Source organism: Reyranella sp. (assembly GCF_030651995.1).
Classification (GTDB): domain Bacteria; phylum Pseudomonadota; class Alphaproteobacteria; order Reyranellales; family Reyranellaceae; genus Reyranella.
This window is the reverse complement of the sequence record NZ_JAUSBN010000007.1, coordinates 62,969-79,484: the sequence shown is the minus strand read 5'-3', so window position 1 is coordinate 79,484 and position 16,516 is coordinate 62,969. Positions and strand designations below refer to the sequence as shown.

15 protein-coding genes are annotated in these 16,516 nt (G+C 66.8%); 4 read left to right on the top strand and 11 right to left on the bottom strand.

What is annotated here, in order from left to right; translation table 11 throughout:
• Positions 1–19 precede the first annotated feature (19 nt).
• Positions 20–5,470, top strand: coding sequence for a hypothetical protein (locus Q7V45_RS02430; protein ID WP_304846377.1), 5,451 nt, complete (start codon positions 20–22; stop codon positions 5,468–5,470).
• Between the two features lie 192 nt (positions 5,471–5,662).
• Complete coding sequence (locus tag Q7V45_RS02425; protein WP_304846374.1) at positions 5,663–6,019, top strand: hypothetical protein; 357 nt, start codon at positions 5,663–5,665, stop codon at positions 6,017–6,019.
• 110 nt (positions 6,020–6,129) lie between these two features.
• On the opposite strand, the gene Q7V45_RS02420 is transcribed toward Q7V45_RS02425, so the two are convergent.
• From Q7V45_RS02420 to ccoN, 10 genes are all read right to left on the bottom strand, one after another.
• A complete protein-coding gene (locus tag Q7V45_RS02420) occupies positions 6,130–6,501 on the bottom strand; it encodes a hypothetical protein (protein WP_304846371.1) in 372 nt (123 codons plus the stop codon).
• A gap of 70 nt (positions 6,502–6,571) precedes the next feature.
• Positions 6,572–6,763, bottom strand: coding sequence for a hypothetical protein (locus Q7V45_RS02415; RefSeq protein WP_304846368.1), 192 nt, complete (start codon positions 6,761–6,763; stop codon positions 6,572–6,574).
• The gene (gene ccoS, locus Q7V45_RS02410) at positions 6,763–6,918 is read right to left on the bottom strand and encodes a cbb3-type cytochrome oxidase assembly protein CcoS (protein ID WP_304846365.1); all 156 of its coding nucleotides are present in this window, start codon (positions 6,916–6,918) and stop codon (positions 6,763–6,765) included. Before ccoS ends, Q7V45_RS02415 begins: the two co-directional genes overlap by 1 nt.
• On the bottom strand, positions 6,918–9,290 hold the full coding sequence (locus Q7V45_RS02405) for a copper-translocating P-type ATPase (protein ID WP_304846360.1): 2,373 nt from the start codon (positions 9,288–9,290) through the stop codon (positions 6,918–6,920). The genes ccoS and Q7V45_RS02405 overlap by 1 nt, the downstream gene beginning before the upstream one ends.
• Positions 9,287–9,763 carry a FixH family protein gene (locus Q7V45_RS02400; RefSeq protein WP_304846357.1) on the bottom strand — a complete coding sequence of 159 codons (477 nt, stop codon included), beginning with the start codon at positions 9,761–9,763 and terminating at the stop codon, positions 9,287–9,289. The genes Q7V45_RS02405 and Q7V45_RS02400 overlap by 4 nt, the downstream gene beginning before the upstream one ends.
• A 10-nt stretch (positions 9,764–9,773) precedes the next feature.
• Positions 9,774–11,246, bottom strand: coding sequence for a cytochrome c oxidase accessory protein CcoG (gene ccoG / locus Q7V45_RS02395; RefSeq protein ID WP_304846354.1), 1,473 nt, complete (start codon positions 11,244–11,246; stop codon positions 9,774–9,776).
• A gap of 19 nt (positions 11,247–11,265) precedes the next feature.
• Positions 11,266–12,126 (bottom strand): cytochrome-c oxidase, cbb3-type subunit III, encoded by an 861-nt coding sequence (ccoP, locus tag Q7V45_RS02390; protein ID WP_304846351.1) that lies wholly within the window; start codon positions 12,124–12,126, stop codon positions 11,266–11,268.
• Positions 12,127–12,136: 10 nt separating this feature from the next.
• Positions 12,137–12,289 (bottom strand): cbb3-type cytochrome c oxidase subunit 3, encoded by a 153-nt coding sequence (locus Q7V45_RS02385; RefSeq protein WP_304846348.1) that lies wholly within the window; start codon positions 12,287–12,289, stop codon positions 12,137–12,139.
• 13 nt (positions 12,290–12,302) lie between these two features.
• Positions 12,303–13,028 (bottom strand): cytochrome-c oxidase, cbb3-type subunit II, encoded by a 726-nt coding sequence (gene ccoO, locus Q7V45_RS02380; RefSeq protein WP_304846345.1) that lies wholly within the window; start codon positions 13,026–13,028, stop codon positions 12,303–12,305.
• A gap of 12 nt (positions 13,029–13,040) precedes the next feature.
• Entirely contained in the window at positions 13,041–14,504 is a 1,464-nt protein-coding gene (ccoN, locus tag Q7V45_RS02375) for a cytochrome-c oxidase, cbb3-type subunit I (RefSeq protein ID WP_304846342.1), read from the bottom strand.
• A gap of 124 nt (positions 14,505–14,628) precedes the next feature.
• On the opposite strand from ccoN, the gene Q7V45_RS02370 reads away from it, so the two are divergent.
• Positions 14,629–15,432 (top strand): DUF2189 domain-containing protein, encoded by an 804-nt coding sequence (locus Q7V45_RS02370; RefSeq protein ID WP_304846340.1) that lies wholly within the window; start codon positions 14,629–14,631, stop codon positions 15,430–15,432.
• A 130-nt stretch (positions 15,433–15,562) separates the two neighbouring features.
• Entirely contained in the window at positions 15,563–15,697 is a 135-nt protein-coding gene (locus tag Q7V45_RS02365) for a hypothetical protein (RefSeq protein WP_304846337.1), read from the top strand.
• Between the two features lie 20 nt (positions 15,698–15,717).
• Here the strand turns inward: Q7V45_RS02365 and Q7V45_RS02360 are convergent, their stop codons facing one another.
• Positions 15,718–16,452, bottom strand: coding sequence for a sulfite exporter TauE/SafE family protein (locus Q7V45_RS02360; protein WP_304846334.1), 735 nt, complete (start codon positions 16,450–16,452; stop codon positions 15,718–15,720).
• Positions 16,453–16,516: the final 64 nt, after the last annotated feature.

The following is a 16,516-nucleotide window of genomic DNA, read 5'->3' as shown; positions in this document are numbered from 1 at the left end:
CACCTCACGGGGTCAAAAAATGTCCATCACCATCAGCGGCGGCGGCACGTACGAGACGATCCAGGCGGCGATCGATGCTGCGGCCGACGGCGACACGATCCTCATTTCTGCGGGGACGTACAGCGGCAACGTGACGGTCGACGTGAACGGCCTGACGATCGTGGCGGAGGAAGGGGCGGTCCTGCAGGGGACGTTCCGAGCGGACAACACGACGGGGAATCCGGCGACGAGCATCGGCGCCGACGAATCGGTGAGTGACTACCTGTTCCGCACGACCGCCTACAGCGGGGCGTCCGGGGCGGGCATCACCATCCAGGCGGACGGGGTGACCATCCAGAACCTGGAGGTGCGGGGCTACAACACGGGCGTCGAACTGGCCAACGGGACCGACGGCGCGAGCCTGACGGGCATGACGATCACCGAGACGGTGACCGGCATCCGCAAGGGGTCGGGTGCGGCGGTGACCGATCTGACCGTGACGGGCGGCGAGATCACGGACAGCAGCTTCGGCATGTACATCGCGAAGGAGAGCGCGGCGGGCCGCGACCTCGACGGGCTCACGATCAGCGGGACGAGCTTCTCGGACCTGACGCAGAAGGGCATCTACGTCGAGACCCTGTCCGACGCCCTGATCACCGGCATCACGATGACGGACGTCGGCGAGCTGGGCCGTGGCCCGGCGTTCGGCGGCACGCTCGCCAACGGCAACCTGGGCGGCTTCGGTGGGGGCATCGACATCAACCTGAAGTGGGACCACGAGGGCGAGAACGCCTCGTATTCGGACATCACGATCGAGGACTTCACCTTCACCAACGTCGGTTCCTCGAACCAGGGCGGTGCGGCGGCGCCTCATTTTGGCGGCGCGGCGATCGCCATCAAGGCGCGCGACGACGCGCCGAGCTACAGTTCGGAAGGTGCGTCGTTCGACGGCGCGGTCATCGTCCGCGACGGCACGATCACCGGGACGTCGGTCGGCATCCGGGTCGGCGAGCCGAACAAGGCCAACTCTGCGGCGAATGTGACCGGACCGGATGTCGAGGTCAGCGGCGTCAGTGTCGACGACGCGCTGGTCGCCGACGCCAACAACGTCTCGAAGTCGCTGCTGACGGTCGACATGGCGGCAGGCGACACGACGTTCGTGGCGCAGGACGGCGCGACCTCGACCGGCGCGATCGACGTCACCGGAACCGACGGCAACGACAGCATCACGACGGCGAGCGGCGACGACACGATCGACGGCGGTGCCGGCAACGACGTGCTGGACGGCGGCGCGGGTGCCGATGCGATGTCGGGCGGAGAGGGTGACGACACCTACATGGTGGACAATGCTGGCGACACCACGGTGGAGGCGGCTGGCGAAGGCACCGACACGGTGATCACGGCGGACAGCCATACGTTGGCGGCCAACGTCGAGAACCTGACGCTGGTGGACCTCGGGAGCGATACCCAGACCTTCGACGACATGGCACTTGGGCCGATCTCGAATGGTGAGGACGGCTGGAAGGACGTGGGCACGGCCGACGATCAGGCGGTCGCCGACCTGGACGGCAACCAGGTGTGGCGAATCTCGAGCGATCCGGCTTCTGGCGATTTCGGCGGCCCCTATTCGCCGTCGCTGAGCGTGAGTGCGGGTGAGCCGCAGACGACGGCGGACGGCGAGTTCCAGTCCGTCAAGTTCCGCGTCAAGGCCGTCAGCGAGACCCCTGACAACTCGCGCCTCGAGGTCGACTTCGCCAATACCGGCGGCACCGATCGCAACAACTTCATGGTGATCGAGTCGGTAGCCGGCGGTGGCCTGCGCATCGCGGTCAACGAGCCGCAACTCGACGGGCAATGGTCGAACAACGTCTTCACGGCGTTCACCGGCAATCGGGAGCTGATCTCGGACGTCGATGCGAGCATCTGGCACGAGATCGAGCTGCGGCTGACCTATGTCGACGGCGCGGACAATGACGTGGTCCAAGTCTACCTCGACGGCGCGCTGATCGGCACCACGACGACCTTCGAGAACTACCGCGACGCGCTGGGTGGGAGCCACGAGGCGAACGCCGAGGCCAATCAGACTGCCCGGGTAATCTTCCGGGGCAGCAACGCGGGCCAGCCGACGGACGGGCCTGGTGGCCAGAATCAGGGATTCTATTTCGACGACCTTAGCAGCACGGTGGCGCACAACGCTTCGGGAACGGGCAACGACCTGGCCAACGTCATCACCGGCAACAGCGGCGACAACGTCCTGTCGGGCCTCGAGGGGAACGACACCATCCTGGGCGGCGACGGCAACGACACGATCATCGGCGGGACGGGTGAAGATGACCTGTCCGGCGGCGCGGGCGACGACACCTTCGTCGAGGTGGTGGGTGAAGGCGTCGATACGATCGACGGCGGCGCCGGCATGGATACGCTGCAGTTGGTCGGCACGGACGGCAACGACAGCTTCACGGCGATCGTGAGCGGCGGGCAGCTGACCAATCCGGGCGAGACCCTGACGAGCATCGAGAACATCACCCTCGACCTGGGCGGGGAGGCCGGCGACGCGCTGAGCTACGAGGGTACGACGGAAGGCGTGACGGTCGACCTGGGGACCGGGTCGGCAACGGGCTTCACCTCCATCGCAGGCGTCGAGAACGTCACCGGCGGCAGCGGGGCCGATTCCCTGACCGGCAACTCGGGCGACAACGTCCTCGCGGGCGGCGATGGCAACGACACCCTGATCGGCGGCGGCGGCATCGACACCGCGGTCTATGGTGGCACTGCGACGATTACGGCATCGGGCGGGGGCTGGACGGTGACGGCCGACGGCCAAGGCACCGATACGCTCTCGCAGATCGCGCGAGTGGACGATACCCCCGACGGCCAGATCCTGCTGGTCGGCAATGGCGGCTACGAGACGATCCAGGCGGCGATCGAGGCCTCGGCGGATGGCGACACGATCCTGATCGCGGACGGGACGTACACCGAAGCGCTGTCGATCTCGGGCAAGGCGATCACCTTGCAGGCGGCGGGCGAGAACGTCGTGGTGCAGGCTCCGGCCGGCACCAACGCGATCACGCTGACCGGCGACTTCGAGGGCGGGAGCGTGTCGATCCTGGGGATCGAGGTGGCGGGAGCGGCGGCGCTGCCGAACCAGGGGATCGGCGTGTACGTCACGGAGGATGCCGACATCGGCACCCTGACGCTGGACGGGCTGGAGGTGCGGGACGCGGGCTCCTACGGCCTCTATGTCGAGGGCGACAACGAGTCGGGAGCGGCGCCTTCGGGCGTAGCGGTTGCCAACCTCGTGGTGACCGACAGCAGCTTCTCGCACAACGGCTACAACGGGGCGAACGGCTCGTCGCACATCAAGCTGTTCAACTTCAGCGGCAATGCGCTGATCCAGGACGTCACGATCGAGGGCTCGGCGCCGGCCACGGCGGTGAACCTGCGGCCGGACTACGGGATCGAGCTGACGGGGACGCGCAACGGGGCGCTGGCGGGCGGCGCGGTGGCGATGGGCACCGTGACGCTGGCCGGGGTGACGATGACGGGCTGGCTGCACAAGAACGGCCTGGCGGTCTTCAACTACGCGGACATCGACGGCATCCTGGGCAACGTCGATGCGTCGGAGTTCGACATCGTGCTGCCGTCCGGGACGATCGCGACGGAACTGCAGGGTGACAAGCCCGTGCAGGCGGTGACGAACCAGACGATCACGGGCACGGACGCCGAGGACCGGCTGATCGGCAAGGGCGGCGACGACCAGCTGTTCGGCGGCGCGGGCGACGACGAGCTCTACGGCCACGACAAGGCTGGCGGGGGGTATGTCGGCGACACGGGCAACGACCTGCTCGACGGCGGCACGGGCGCCGACACGATGGCGGGTGGCCTGGGCGACGACACCTACGTGGTCGACGACGAGGGCGACGTGGTGACGGAGGCGGCGGATGCCGGCACCGACACGGTGCAGTCGTCGATCGACTACACGCTCGGCGACAACCTCGAGAACCTCACCCTCACCGGCGAGGCGGCGGACGGCACAGGCAACGCGCTGAACAACGTGTTGACCGGCAACGCCAACGACAACGTGCTCGACGGTGGGGCGGGTGCCGACACGATGATCGGCGGTCTTGGCAGTGACACCTACATCGTCGACAGCTCCGACGACGTGGTGACGGAGGGTGACGATGCCGGCACGGACCTGGTGCGGGCATCCGCTACCTACACGCTGTCGGCCAACGTCGAGAACCTGACGCTGACGGGCACGGCCGACATCCACGGCACGGGCAACGGCGTAGCCAACGTCCTGACCGGTAACTCGGGCAACAACGTGCTCGACGGGCTGGGCGGCATCGACACGATGGCTGGTGGCCTCGGCGACGACACCTATGTGGTCGACGTCACGGGCGACGTGGTGGTGGAGGAGGAGGGCGAAGGCACGGATCTGGTGCGATCCTCGGCCAGCTACACGCTGACCGCCAACGTCGAGAACCTGACGCTGACGGGCACGGCCGACATCGACGGCACGGGCAATGACCTGGCCAATGAACTGACCGGCAACGACGGGGCCAACCTGCTCGATGGCGGGGCAGGTGCCGATACGATGGCGGGCGGCCTGGGCGACGACACCTACGTGGTCGATGACGAGGACGACGAGGTGACGGAGGCGGCGGATGCCGGCACCGACACGGTGCAATCGTCCATCTCCTACGTTCTGGGCCTCAACGTCGAGAATCTGACGCTGACCAGTGATGCCATTTACGGCACGGGTAACGATGCTGCGAATACCATCATCGGCAATGCCCAGGACAATGAGCTCGACGGCGGGAGCGGTGACGACATCCTCGAGGGTGGTGATGGCAATGACATCCTCACGGGTGGGATTGGAAACGACACGCTCGACGGCGGTGCTGGCGCGGATCTGCTTCTCGGCGGCAGCGGCAACGACACCTACTTCGTCGACGATGCCGGCGACTTTGTCAGCGAGAGCGGCGGCCCTGGCATTGATGCCGTGTTTGCGTCGATCGACTACGCATTGGTGAGCAACGTCGAGAACCTGACGCTGACCGGCGATGGCAACATCAACGGCGCCGGCAACGGGTTGGCCAACACCATCAATGGTAACGCCGGGAACAACCAGATCAACGGCGGGGCGGGCAACGACACGTTGACGGGCGGTGACGGAAACGACACGTTCGTCTTCAACACTGCCCTCAACGGCACGACCAATGTCGACCAGATCACCGACTTTGGTGTTGGGAACGATGTGTTCAACCTGGCCCAATCGGTGTTCACGCAGATCAGCGCCGGTGCCCTGGCAGAAAGTGCGTTCCATGTCGGCGCGAGTGCGACCGATGCCGACCAGCGGATCGTCTATGACCAGGCCTCCGGTCACGTCATGTATGACGCGGATGGCAACGGCGGCGGTGCGGCGGTGCAGTTCGCGTCTGTGACCGCAGGTACGCTCCTCACGCACGAAGACTTCTTCATACTCTGAGGTCTCAATGGGGGAGTCGGGGACTGAACCACAGTTCTCCGACTCCCGACTCGCGCCACTGCCAGAGACGGGAAGTGGGTGAATGAAGGGAAGGAGGCCCGCCGGTGACGTTATCCGACGGTCACGCCGTCCGTTCTGCGCGGAGCATCAGGCGATTGGGAAAGCGGCATAATGGAAGAGGGGCTGCACTGAATGTCCAGACTTCGACTTGTTGTGGTCATTCTCGCCACCACTCTGGGAACGGCCAGCGTTCAGGCCCAGTCGGAAGCAACGTCCCAGAAAAGCCCTGGTGGGGTGCTTGCGACGTGCACTTCTCAGCATGAAGCGCAGCCCGGAATATCGGCCGCCGACTTGCTGGGTCGAAACTACGTAGTCAAGGCAGCCGTCCCGGGCGGCGTTTGGCTGCAGAAGAAGAGAGAAGTCTTCTACTGCAATGCCGGCGTCACCAGGGACAACGAAACGATGTGCTGGAAGTTGCGCGTGCCGCTCAAAGGGCAGAACTGCAGGGAAGCACTCGGCCAGACCGTGGCACGGGAAATCCCGAACTAAAACCCGAGGGCCTCGCCTGCCGACAGCTCGCCGCCGATGCCGGGCAGCAGCGAGTTGGGCTCGGGGAGCGCCCGTATCCGGGCTGCTCCCGCCGAATCCTGTCGATGGGTTCAGACAACCCGATTGTCGACCTTGACCACCTTGAACGGCCGTTGGACGCCGTCATGCTCGGTGACGGACACGTATTCGCCAACCACGAACCGGTGGGTGTCGAAGCGGAAGATCGGCTCGTCGTCGTCGTCGCCCGGTTCGTAGGAAAAGGCCCACTTGCCGTCCCGGCGATGGATCAGGTGACCGGTTTCGTCGTCGGCACCCTGCCAGAAGCGGCGCACGGTGCACGCGGCCTTGTGCTTGGTCCAGCCCTCGGCCTGCAGGTGACCCTCCGCATCGAGCGGCGCGACGAACTCATAGCCATGGTTCGAGCTGCCGTTGGGAAACTGGGGCGTGCGGGCCAGTTCGAGGATGATCTTCTTGAGCGGCATGAGTTCTCCTTGGGCGATGGCTCACTATGCCCGTCAGAATTCAACGGCCCATGATCCAGATCAATACCGGCTACCGGCCCTCGGCGGCGTTCCGCTCGGCCTCGTCGAAGGCGGTCTTGATCATGAACCAGCAGAACAGGACACCGAAGAGCGACAGGCCGAGGCCGAAGGCGAGAATACCCGAATCCTTGGCGGCGCCCGCCATCAACAGCCCGACCAAGCCCATCAGGGCAGCCATGATTCCCATGATCCAGTAAGACATCACTTGCTCCTTGTGTCGTCGTCATCGAACAGAATGCGGCCGGCGGCGCCGTCGGGGTCGTCGTACTGCCCGTTGCGCAGCGCCCAGAGGAAGGCGGCGAGCGCGAGCAGGCCGAGTATGAGTGCCGCCGGCACCAGGATGAGCAGACTGTCCATCAGGATCTCCGGCCTTTGGCTCCGCCGGCGCCGAGACGCAGGGCATTGCCGATCACCAGCAGGGAAGACGAGGACATCGCCACGGCCGCGATCAGCGGCGTGACGCTGCCCAGGATCGCCAGCGGCACGGCGCCGAGATTGTAGAGGAGCGCCAAAGTCAAGTTCTGGCGAACCAGCCGGTCGGCGCGGCGCGCTACGTCCAGGATCTCGGCGACCGGCCCGAGCGCATCGCCCTGGAAGACGGCGTCGGCGGCGGACTGGGTGGCCTCGGCCGCGGTGGTTGGCGAGATCGAGGCGTGGGCGGCCGCGAGCGCCGGCGCATCGTTCAACCCGTCGCCCACCATCAGGACGCGCTTGCCCTGCGCGGCAAGGTCGGCGAGGCGCTGCGCCTTTTCCGCCGGCGTGACGCCGGACCGCCACTCGGCGATGCCGGCGGCTGCCGCCGCTTCGGCGACCGCTGCCTGCCGGTCGCCCGACAGGACTTCGACAGCGAGGCCGCTGCGGCGCAGGGCGGCGACCGTCGCACTCGCGTCGGGCCGCAGCCGGTCGGCGAAGGCAAAGCGCACGGGCGAGCGGTGCGGCTGAGAGAGCCAAAGTTCAGACCGTCCGTCATCCGGCGGATTCGCAACCCCGCAGAAGGAGGCCGACCCGAGCCTTACGCCGTCACTCTCCAGTCCCGCACCCGGATGTTCGACGACGCGCGCGGCCGGGATCGCCTCCGGGATAGCCCGCACGAGGGCCCGGGCCAGCGGATGGCGGGAGTTGAGCGCGAGCGAGGCGGCCAGCTGCCGGGCCCCGGGGTCCTCCGGCGCCGCCACGAGCTCGGGTCTGCCGAGAGTGAGCGTGCCGGTCTTGTCGAAGACCACGTGATCGACCTGTGCCAGGCGCTCCAGCGCGGTCGGCGACAGAAGCAGCATGCCGGATCGCAGCAGCCGTGTGCTGGCCACGACCTGGACGACCGGCACCGCCAGAGCCAGCGCGCAGGGGCAGGTGATGATCAGCACGGCCGTGGAGATCAGCAGCGCCCGGTCCCACGCGAGGCCACCCAGCAGGGTCCAGCCGAGGAAGGTCAGCAGGGCCGTCATGTGCACCACGGGCGCATAGGCGCGTGCGACCCGATCGGCGATGGCGACGAAACGCGAGCGGCCGCGCTCCGCGGCCTCGACCAGGCGCACGATCTCCGAGAGCAGGGTATTGTCGGCCGCCGCCGTGACCTTAACGCGCAGGACCGCGCCGAGATTGATCGTGCCGGCGAAGGTCTTGACGCCGGGAAAGGCCGGCTGCGGCAGGCTCTCGCCGGTCACCAGGGACGTATCCAGCGAGGAGACGCCTTCGCTCACGATGCCGTCGGCGCCCAGCCGCTCACCGGCGGCGACCAGCAGCACGTCGCCGGGAACGAGACTGTCGACGCGACGTGACGCCGTGCTGCCATCGGCGCCGACCACCGTCGCGCTGCGGCTGGAGAGCGCCAGCAGCGCATGCACCGCCTGCCGCGCGCGCCCGCGGGCGCGGCGGTCGAGGTAGCGTCCGATCAGCAGGAAGAACAGCAGCGTGATAGCCGAATCAAAATAGGCGTGCTGCTCTCCGGCCCACGCCTCGTGCAGGCTGACGATGCAGGCGAGCGTGACGCCGATCGAAATCGGAACGTCCATGTTGGTGCGCCCGGCACGCAGCGCGTTCAGGGCGGAGCGGAAGAAGGGCCGGCCGGCATAGGCGACCGCCGGCAGGGCAATGGACGCCGACAGCCAGTGAAAAAGCGTCCGCGTGGCATCGCCCATCGAGCCGTCATGGCCCGCCCAGACGCCGACGGAGAGCAACATCACGTTGGCCGCCGCGAAGCCTGCCACTGCCAGGGCGCGCAGCAGCTCGCGGGTCTCGCGATCGTCACCGGCCGCCGCGGCGATGGTGTCGTAGGGCGCCAGCCGGAAGCCCAGGGCTGCGACCAGGCCGGCATGTCCGTTGGCGTCGTCGATCGATCCCTGCCATGCCAGCGAGAGGCGCCGTGTCGAGAGATGGACCCGCGCGCGGGTGACCGTGGGATTGCGCGCCAGCAGGCTCTCGATCAGCCAGACGCAGGCGGCGCAGTCGAGGCCGTCGACCAGAAGCTCCAGCGAGGCGCCCCCGTGCCCGTCGGGCTTGGCATAGGTGGTGAAATCGATTTCGAGCGGTTCAGGCCGGCGGGCACGCGTCTCTTCCAGCCGCCGATAGAAAGCGCCGAGTCCGGCGGCGCCGATGATGGCATGGGCGCTGGCGCAGCCCGGACAACAGAACAGCGTGTCCGTCGCACCCCGCAGCGTCTCTCCACAATGCGCGCATGTCCGCACAGCCGCGGGAGCGGCGACGGACGGCGCGAAGAGGGCCGCGTCGGTCACCTGAGGAACATCCGGCGAGTCTGCGCAAAGCGCTGGCCGCCCTGTTCGACGGAGATATCGACGTCCCAGTTGCCGCGCGCGGGCAGGGCGACATGGCCGGCGTGTCGCCCGATATCGACGGCGGCCATCGCAACGTCCACCACCGCGCCCCTCTCGGCCGGTCGCACCAGCGCCACGGCAACCTGTGCGCCGGCGAGAGGCTGGCCGGCGCGATCGAACACGGCGATCTCGATACTGTCAGTGCCGGGCTGCCAGGTGGGCTCGACCCGCCAGCCGAGCGCATCGCGGGCCTGCTGGGCCGCGATGACCTCGTTGTAGTGCAGGCCGCGGTCGCGCGGCTTCGGCGTGTAGAGGCCGGAGAAGGATCCGACCGCCGCCCCGATCATCGTCGCATTGACGGCGAAGACGATCGCGAACCCCGCGACGAAGAGCCAGGGGATGTAACGGCTGCGCGTGGCATCGGTGGTATTCATGATCCTGTCCTCAACGTCCCGGGCCGACGAAGACGGCGTCGTGCGAGGCACGCCCGTCGCCGGCCTCGTCGCGCACGGTGAAGGTGATGGGCTTCGCGCCCGAGGGCGCGGCGGATGCAGGCACCGTCACGAAGACGCGGAAGGTGCCCACGGTGTCGGGCTGAACTGACAGCGTCGCGGTCGCACCGCTGCCCTCGACGTCTGCGCCGACAAAGCCCAGCTGGGCCGACGGCAGGCCGTCGATCTCGAGATGGACGTGTCGGGGCGTGCGGCGCTTGTTGAGCACCTTGACGGCGTAGGAGTTGCGGATGTCGCCGTTCGACAGGCGTACGAAGTTCGGGTTGCGGTCGCGCTGGACCGTCAGTTCGGTGTCGGCGCGCAGCGCGAAGGCCACCAGCATGACAATGGCGACGATGCCGAGCAGCGCGGCGTAGAGCAGGGTGCGCGGCCGGACGGGCCGCCACGGGACGGGCGCGCTGCGGGCCTCCTTCGCCTGCTGGGCGGCGAGCGTATCCCAGCGGATGAGCCCGGTCGGACGTCCGACTTTTTCCATGGTCTGCGTGCAAGCATCGATACACAGGCCGCAGCCGATGCATTCGATCTGCTGGCCGTCGCGGATGTCGATGCCCGTCGGACAGACGGCGACGCAGAGATTGCAGTCGATGCAGTCGCCGCGGCCGGCCCAGCTGTCGCCGGCCTTATGCTTGCCCCGCGGTTCACCGCGCCACTTCTGATAGGTGACGATGAGGCTCTGCTCGTCGAGCATAGCAGCCTGAAAGCGCGGCCACGGGCACATGTAGGTGCAGACCTGCTCACGCGCCCAGCCGGCCAGGACATAGGTTGTGGCGGTGAACAGGCCGACGAAGGTATAGACTTCCATCGACGCCTCGCCGCGGAAGATCTTCAGCAGCGTGGTCGGGGCATCGACATAGTAGAAGACCCAGGCGCCGCCGGTGGCTGCAGCGATCGCCAGCCAAGCGGCGTGCTTCAGCGTCTTGCGGACGGCCTTGCCCGCCGACATCGGCTGGCGGTCGAGCCGCATGCGTTCGTTCCGGTCGCCCTCGACCATCCGCTCGACCCACATGAAGAGGTCGGTCCAGACAGTCTGCGGGCAGGTGAAGCCGCACCAGACGCGACCGAACAGGGACGAGGCGAAGAACAGGCCGAATGCGCCCAGGATCAGCAAGCCCGTGACGAAGTAGACTTCCTGCGGCCAGATGACGACGTCGAAGAACCAGCCGCGACGATGGTCGAGATCGATCAGGATGGCCTGCGAGGGGGCGCCGGGGCCGCGGTCCCAGCGCAGCCAGGGCACGACATAGTAGAGGCCGAGAAGCACGACCAGCGTGGCCCACTTGATCTGCCGCCACTTCCCGGAGACCGCGCGAGGATAGACCCTGGCGCGCGGGGCATAGAGCGGCGGAGGCTCCGGCGTCGGCGGCCGTGGCGTGGCCGTGTCGGTCTGGCGGGCGGGGGAAGCCATCGTTCGACCTGCATCGCGCCTAGCGGTCGCCGCCCAGCGCGTGGACGTAGACCGCCAGCATCTTCATGGTCGCCTCGTCGAGACGGCCGCTCCACGCCGGCATGCTGCCGTTGCGCGCGTAGAAGATCGAACGGTAGATGGCGTCGCGGCTGCCGCCGTAGAGCCAGATCCCGTCGGCGAGGTTGGGCGCACCCAGCTCCTGGTCGCCCTTGCCGCCGGCCTTGTGACAGGCGACGCACTGCTCCTCGTAGATCTTTGCGCCCTCGGGCGTCGCTTTCGCCTTGCCGGAGAGACTGAGTACGTAGTCCGTCACGGCCGCCACCTGCGCGCCGGTGAGCAACCCGTCGGCGCCGAAGCGCGGCATCATCGACTGGCGGGACTTGTCGTCGCTGTTGCGAATCCCGTGCTCGATGGTGGCGTAGATCTGGTCGATGCTGCCGCCCCAGATCCAGTCGTCGTCCACCAGGTTGGGGAAGCCCGTGCTGCCGCCGCCGCCGGCGCCATGGCACTGCATGCAGTTGGTCTGGAAGGCCGATCGGCCGCCCGCCATGGCGAAGTTGAAGAGTTCCGGATCCTTGCGGATGTCGGCCAGCGATGCTGTGCGGATGCGGTCGACGAAGCTGGCACGCTCCTTCGCCTGGGCACTGAGCTCCTGGCGCAGCTCCGCGCGGCTCGAATAGCCCAGCAGCCCCTGGGTATGGCCCGTGAGCCACGGCCAGGACGGATACAGGGCGCAATAGACGACGGCGAAGACGATGGTGGCGTAGAAGGTGTAGACCCACCATGTCGGCAGCGGCGTGTTCAGCTCCTTAACGCCGTCCCATTCGTGGCCGGTCGTGTTCTGGCCGGAAAGCGTGTCTTTCTCGATCTTGGTTGGCATGGCCAGTCCTTCAGCGGTCGTCGTCGAGGGGGATCTGGGCGTCTTTCTCGAAACGCTTCCGGTTGCGCGGCCGCAGGGCCCAGAAGACGATCACGAGGAAGATGATGACGGCCCAGACCGTCCAGAAAGAGGCGAGGAACTCGTGCAGGCTTTCGAGGGTCATGGCGGGCTCCTCTCTATTGCTTGAGCCGGTCGGGCGGAATGTCGCCGAATTGCACCAGAGTGCCCAGCATCTGCAGGTAGGCGACCAGCGCATCCATCTCGGTGATCGTGCTCGTCTCGCCGTTGAACTTGGCGACGGGCGCGCGGGGATAGCGCTTCTGCATGGCCGTCGGATCGCGGTCCGGATCGACCTGCGCCTCGAGATCGGCGCGCGCGTTGGCGATCATCTCGTCGGTGTAGGGCGTGCCGACGCTGCGCAGCGTGCGGAGATGCTGGGCGATGTCGGAGTAGTCGAGCGGCTTGTTCGCCAGGAAGGGATAGGCCGGCATCACGCTCTCGGGCACGACGGCGCGCGGCGAGACCAGATGGGCGACGTGCCAGTCATTCGAGTAGCGGCCGCCGACGCGCGCGAGATCCGGTCCCGTGCGCTTGGAGCCCCACTGGAAGGGCTTGTCGTACATGCTCTCTGCCGCGAGGCTGTAGTGGCCGTAGCGCTCGACCTCGTCCTTGAAGGGGCGGATCTGCTGGCTGTGACAGAGATAGCAGCCTTCGCGAATGTAGACGTTGCGGCCCATCAACTCGAGCGGCGTGTACGGGCGCATGCCGTCGACGCGCTCGATTGTCGTTTCGACGGTGAACAGCGGGATGATCTGCACCAGGCCGCCGATCGATACCGTGATCAGCGTCAGGACGAGCATCAGGATGACGTTCTTCTCGATCGTCTCGTGGCGAATAAACATTGAAAGCTCCTCTTACGCCGCGAGTGCCGGTTGGTTGTGGGTGGCGAGCGTCTCCGTTTCGGTGCGGATGGTTCGCCACATGTTGTAGGCCATGATCAGCCCGCCGCTCAGGAAGCAGACGCCGCCCAGCAGACGGATCAGGTAGAAGGGATGCATGGCCGCGACGGTCTCGACGAACGAGTACTGGAGGAACCCGAGCTCGTCGTAGGCGCGCCACATCAGGCCCTGCATGATACCACTCACCCACATCGCCGTGATGTAGAGCACGATGCCGATGGTCGCGATCCAGTAGTGCCAGCTGATCATACGCGTTGACCACATGGCCGGACGATTCCACATCTTCGGAACCAGGTAGTAGAGCGTGCCGAACACGATGAAGGCCACCCAGCCCAGCGCGCCGGAATGCACGTGGCCGATCGTCCAGTCGGTGTAATGGCTGAGCGAGTTGACGGCCTTGATGGACATGACCGGTCCCTCGAAGGTCGACATCCCGTAGAAGCCGACGGCGGTCACTGAGAAGCGCAGGCCCGGGTCGGTGCGGAGCTTGTCCCACGCGCCCGACAGCGTCATCAGGCCGTTGATCATGCCGCCCCAGCTCGGCATCCAGAGCATCACCGAGAAGGCCATTCCCAGAGTCTGGGCCCAGTCGGGCAGCGACGTGTAGTGCAGGTGATGCGGGCCGGCCCAGATGTACAGGAACACCAGGGACCAGAAATGGATGATCGACAGCCGGTAGGAGTAGACCGGCCGGTTCGCCGCCTTCGGGATGTAGTAGTACATCATGCCGAGGAAGGCCGCAGTGAGGAAGAAGCCGACGGCGTTGTGGCCGTACCACCACTGGATCATCGCGTCCTGGACGCCCGACCACGCACCGTAGCTCTTCGTACCGGTGATCGAGACCGGCATGGCCAGGTTGTTCACGATGTGCAGCATCGCGATGGTGATGATGAAGGCCAGGTAGAACCAGTTGGCCACGTAGATGTGCGGCTCCTCGCGCTTCATCACCGTGCCGACATAGGCGATCAGATAGGCCACCCACACGATGGTAAGCCACAGGTCGACGAACCATTCGGGCTCGGCGTACTCCTTGCTCTGCGTGATGCCGAACAGATAGCCGAGCGCCGCGGCGACGATGAAGAACTGGTAGCCCAGCAGCACGAACCAAGCGAGCGGCTCGCCGCCGAACAGCCGCGCACGGCAGGTCCTCTGCACCACGTGAAAGGCCGTGCCGATCAGCGCGGTGCCGCCGAAGGCAAAGATCGCGGCGGACGTATGCAGCGGCCGCAGCCGGCCGAACGTCAGATACGGGCTGTCGAAGCTGAGCTGCGGCCAGACGAGCTGGGCGGCGATGACGACGCCGACCAGAAAGGCCGCGATGCCCCAGAACATCGTCAATATGACGGCCGCGCGGATCACGTCCTCGACATAACGTGGCGCCGGGCGCTGGTCGGCTGTCAATACGGCTTGGCTCGGCATGCTCACTCCCCGAATGGTCGGGGGGACACTAGGAGGTGGTGCCGGGTGGTCCCTTGATTTGGGTCAAGGCCGTTGCGCCGATTGGCGGATCAGAATGACGCATGCAACCTGAATGTGAGGCGCCATGAGCGAGACGATTGCGGTGTTTCCGACACCCCGGCCACTGATCCGGCGGGTTCCCGTCGATCGACCCTGGACATGGCTTGTCGCCGGCTGGCGCGACATAGTGGCCGCGCCCGGCGCCAGCCTCGCCTATGGACTCGTGCCGGTGGCCGCCGGCTGGCTGGCCATCGTCCTGATGCTGCGCTTCGATCTGCCCTATCTCGTGCTGCCGCTCAGCGCGGGCTTCTTCTATGTCGGCCCCTTCATCGCCACCGGACTGTACGAGATCAGCCGCCGCATCGAGGCCGGGCAACCCATCGATGGCAAGTCCACCTTGATGGCCTGGCGGCGCAATCCCGAGCAGATCGCGCTCATGGGGGTACTTCTCCTCCTCTTCCATCTGGCCTGGATGAGAATGGCGCAACTCCTGTTCGCCCTCTTCGAATTTCGCACCGTGCCCTCCTGGGACCGCTTTCTCGACCTCGTCTGGACGACCTCGAAGAGCCTGCCGTTCCTCGCACTGGGAGTTGGGCTGGGAGCTTTTCTGGCGGCCATCGCCTTCGCGATCGGTGCCTTCTCCATTCCCTATCTGCTGGACCGGCGGAACTCGAATATATTCGAGGCGATCGCGACCTCAGTGGCCGCGACCCGCCTCAATTTCCGGCCGATGCTCCTGTGGGCCTGCCTGATCGTGTTCCTCACCGGCGTCGGCATGATTCCGGGACTGCTCGGCCTGGTCGTGACCCTGCCGCTGGTCGCCCACGCAACGTGGCACGCCTACCGCGACGTCATCAACTTCGAGCCGGAGCCTGCTCCTGACGCGTAAGAGCGGCAGGGTGGGCTACGTAGACTCCCCTAGGTCAATTCCGTAATTGCCGGCTGGCGCACATCCTCTTAGCCTGCTGTGCAGAGCAGAGGCGCCGCGCGCGGTGAAGGCGTGGGTGCAGGAGCGCGACATGACCAGGCAAGAAAAACGGATGACCTCCGAGGAGTTGGTCCATGACGTCGGGTCCGTTGGACTGTGGCTGTTCGCCGCCATCCTGCTCGTTCTGGCTGCGGCTGCCATTCTCGAGTCCATCGCGACCCGCTGAAGTCTCGATGGTCGGAGCTGTCAGAGCCTCTGGCTCGCCAGGGCGAGCATGACCAGCGCATTGCCGGCGAGGAGCGGCGGGCTGACCCATCGCGCGATCGTCCGCAGATGCCGCCGCATGATCAACCCGCCCCAGCCGACGGCGACGAGCGCCGGCACGGTGCCGAGCGCGAAGCAGGCCATGGCGATGGCTCCCGACACGACCGAGCCGGTACCGGCCGCGGCAGCCAGGGCCGCGTAGAGAAGACCACAGGGCAGGAAGCCCAGGATGACGCCCAGCCCGTACCGCGCGAGCGCGGTGCGCGAGGCGGAAAGCGGGCCGGCGAGACGCGCCAGCACGGTCGTTGCGGGCGCGGCGGCGTTCACGGCCATGCCGAGGGCCTGCGCTGCCAGCAGGCCGGCCGCCACGATCAGCAGGATGGCCGACAGCCAGCTGAACATCTCGAGGGAGGCAAAGACCGCCGTCGCGCCTCCGGCCACGGCTCCCAGCGCTGTGTAGGTGGTGAATCGGCCGAGATGGTAGGGCACGAGCAGGGCGCCGGTCAGCCGGTGCCATTCGCCATAGGAGCGATTCCCCGGCTGCTCGACCGAGGCCATCACCTGGCCCAGCACGAAGGGACCGCACATGCCCACGCAATGCACGAGGCTGCCGGCAAGGCCGGCCAGGAGCAGCGCCGCCGGCAGGCCGAGCGGCATCGATGCGGCGGCCATGAGGCCGTCGCCGCACATCGCGAAGAAACGGGAAATGATGTCCATCGACGGCAATGGACCATGATTTTCCCAGGCCGCGATTGACCTGCGTCAAGGTCGCGCGCTTCGC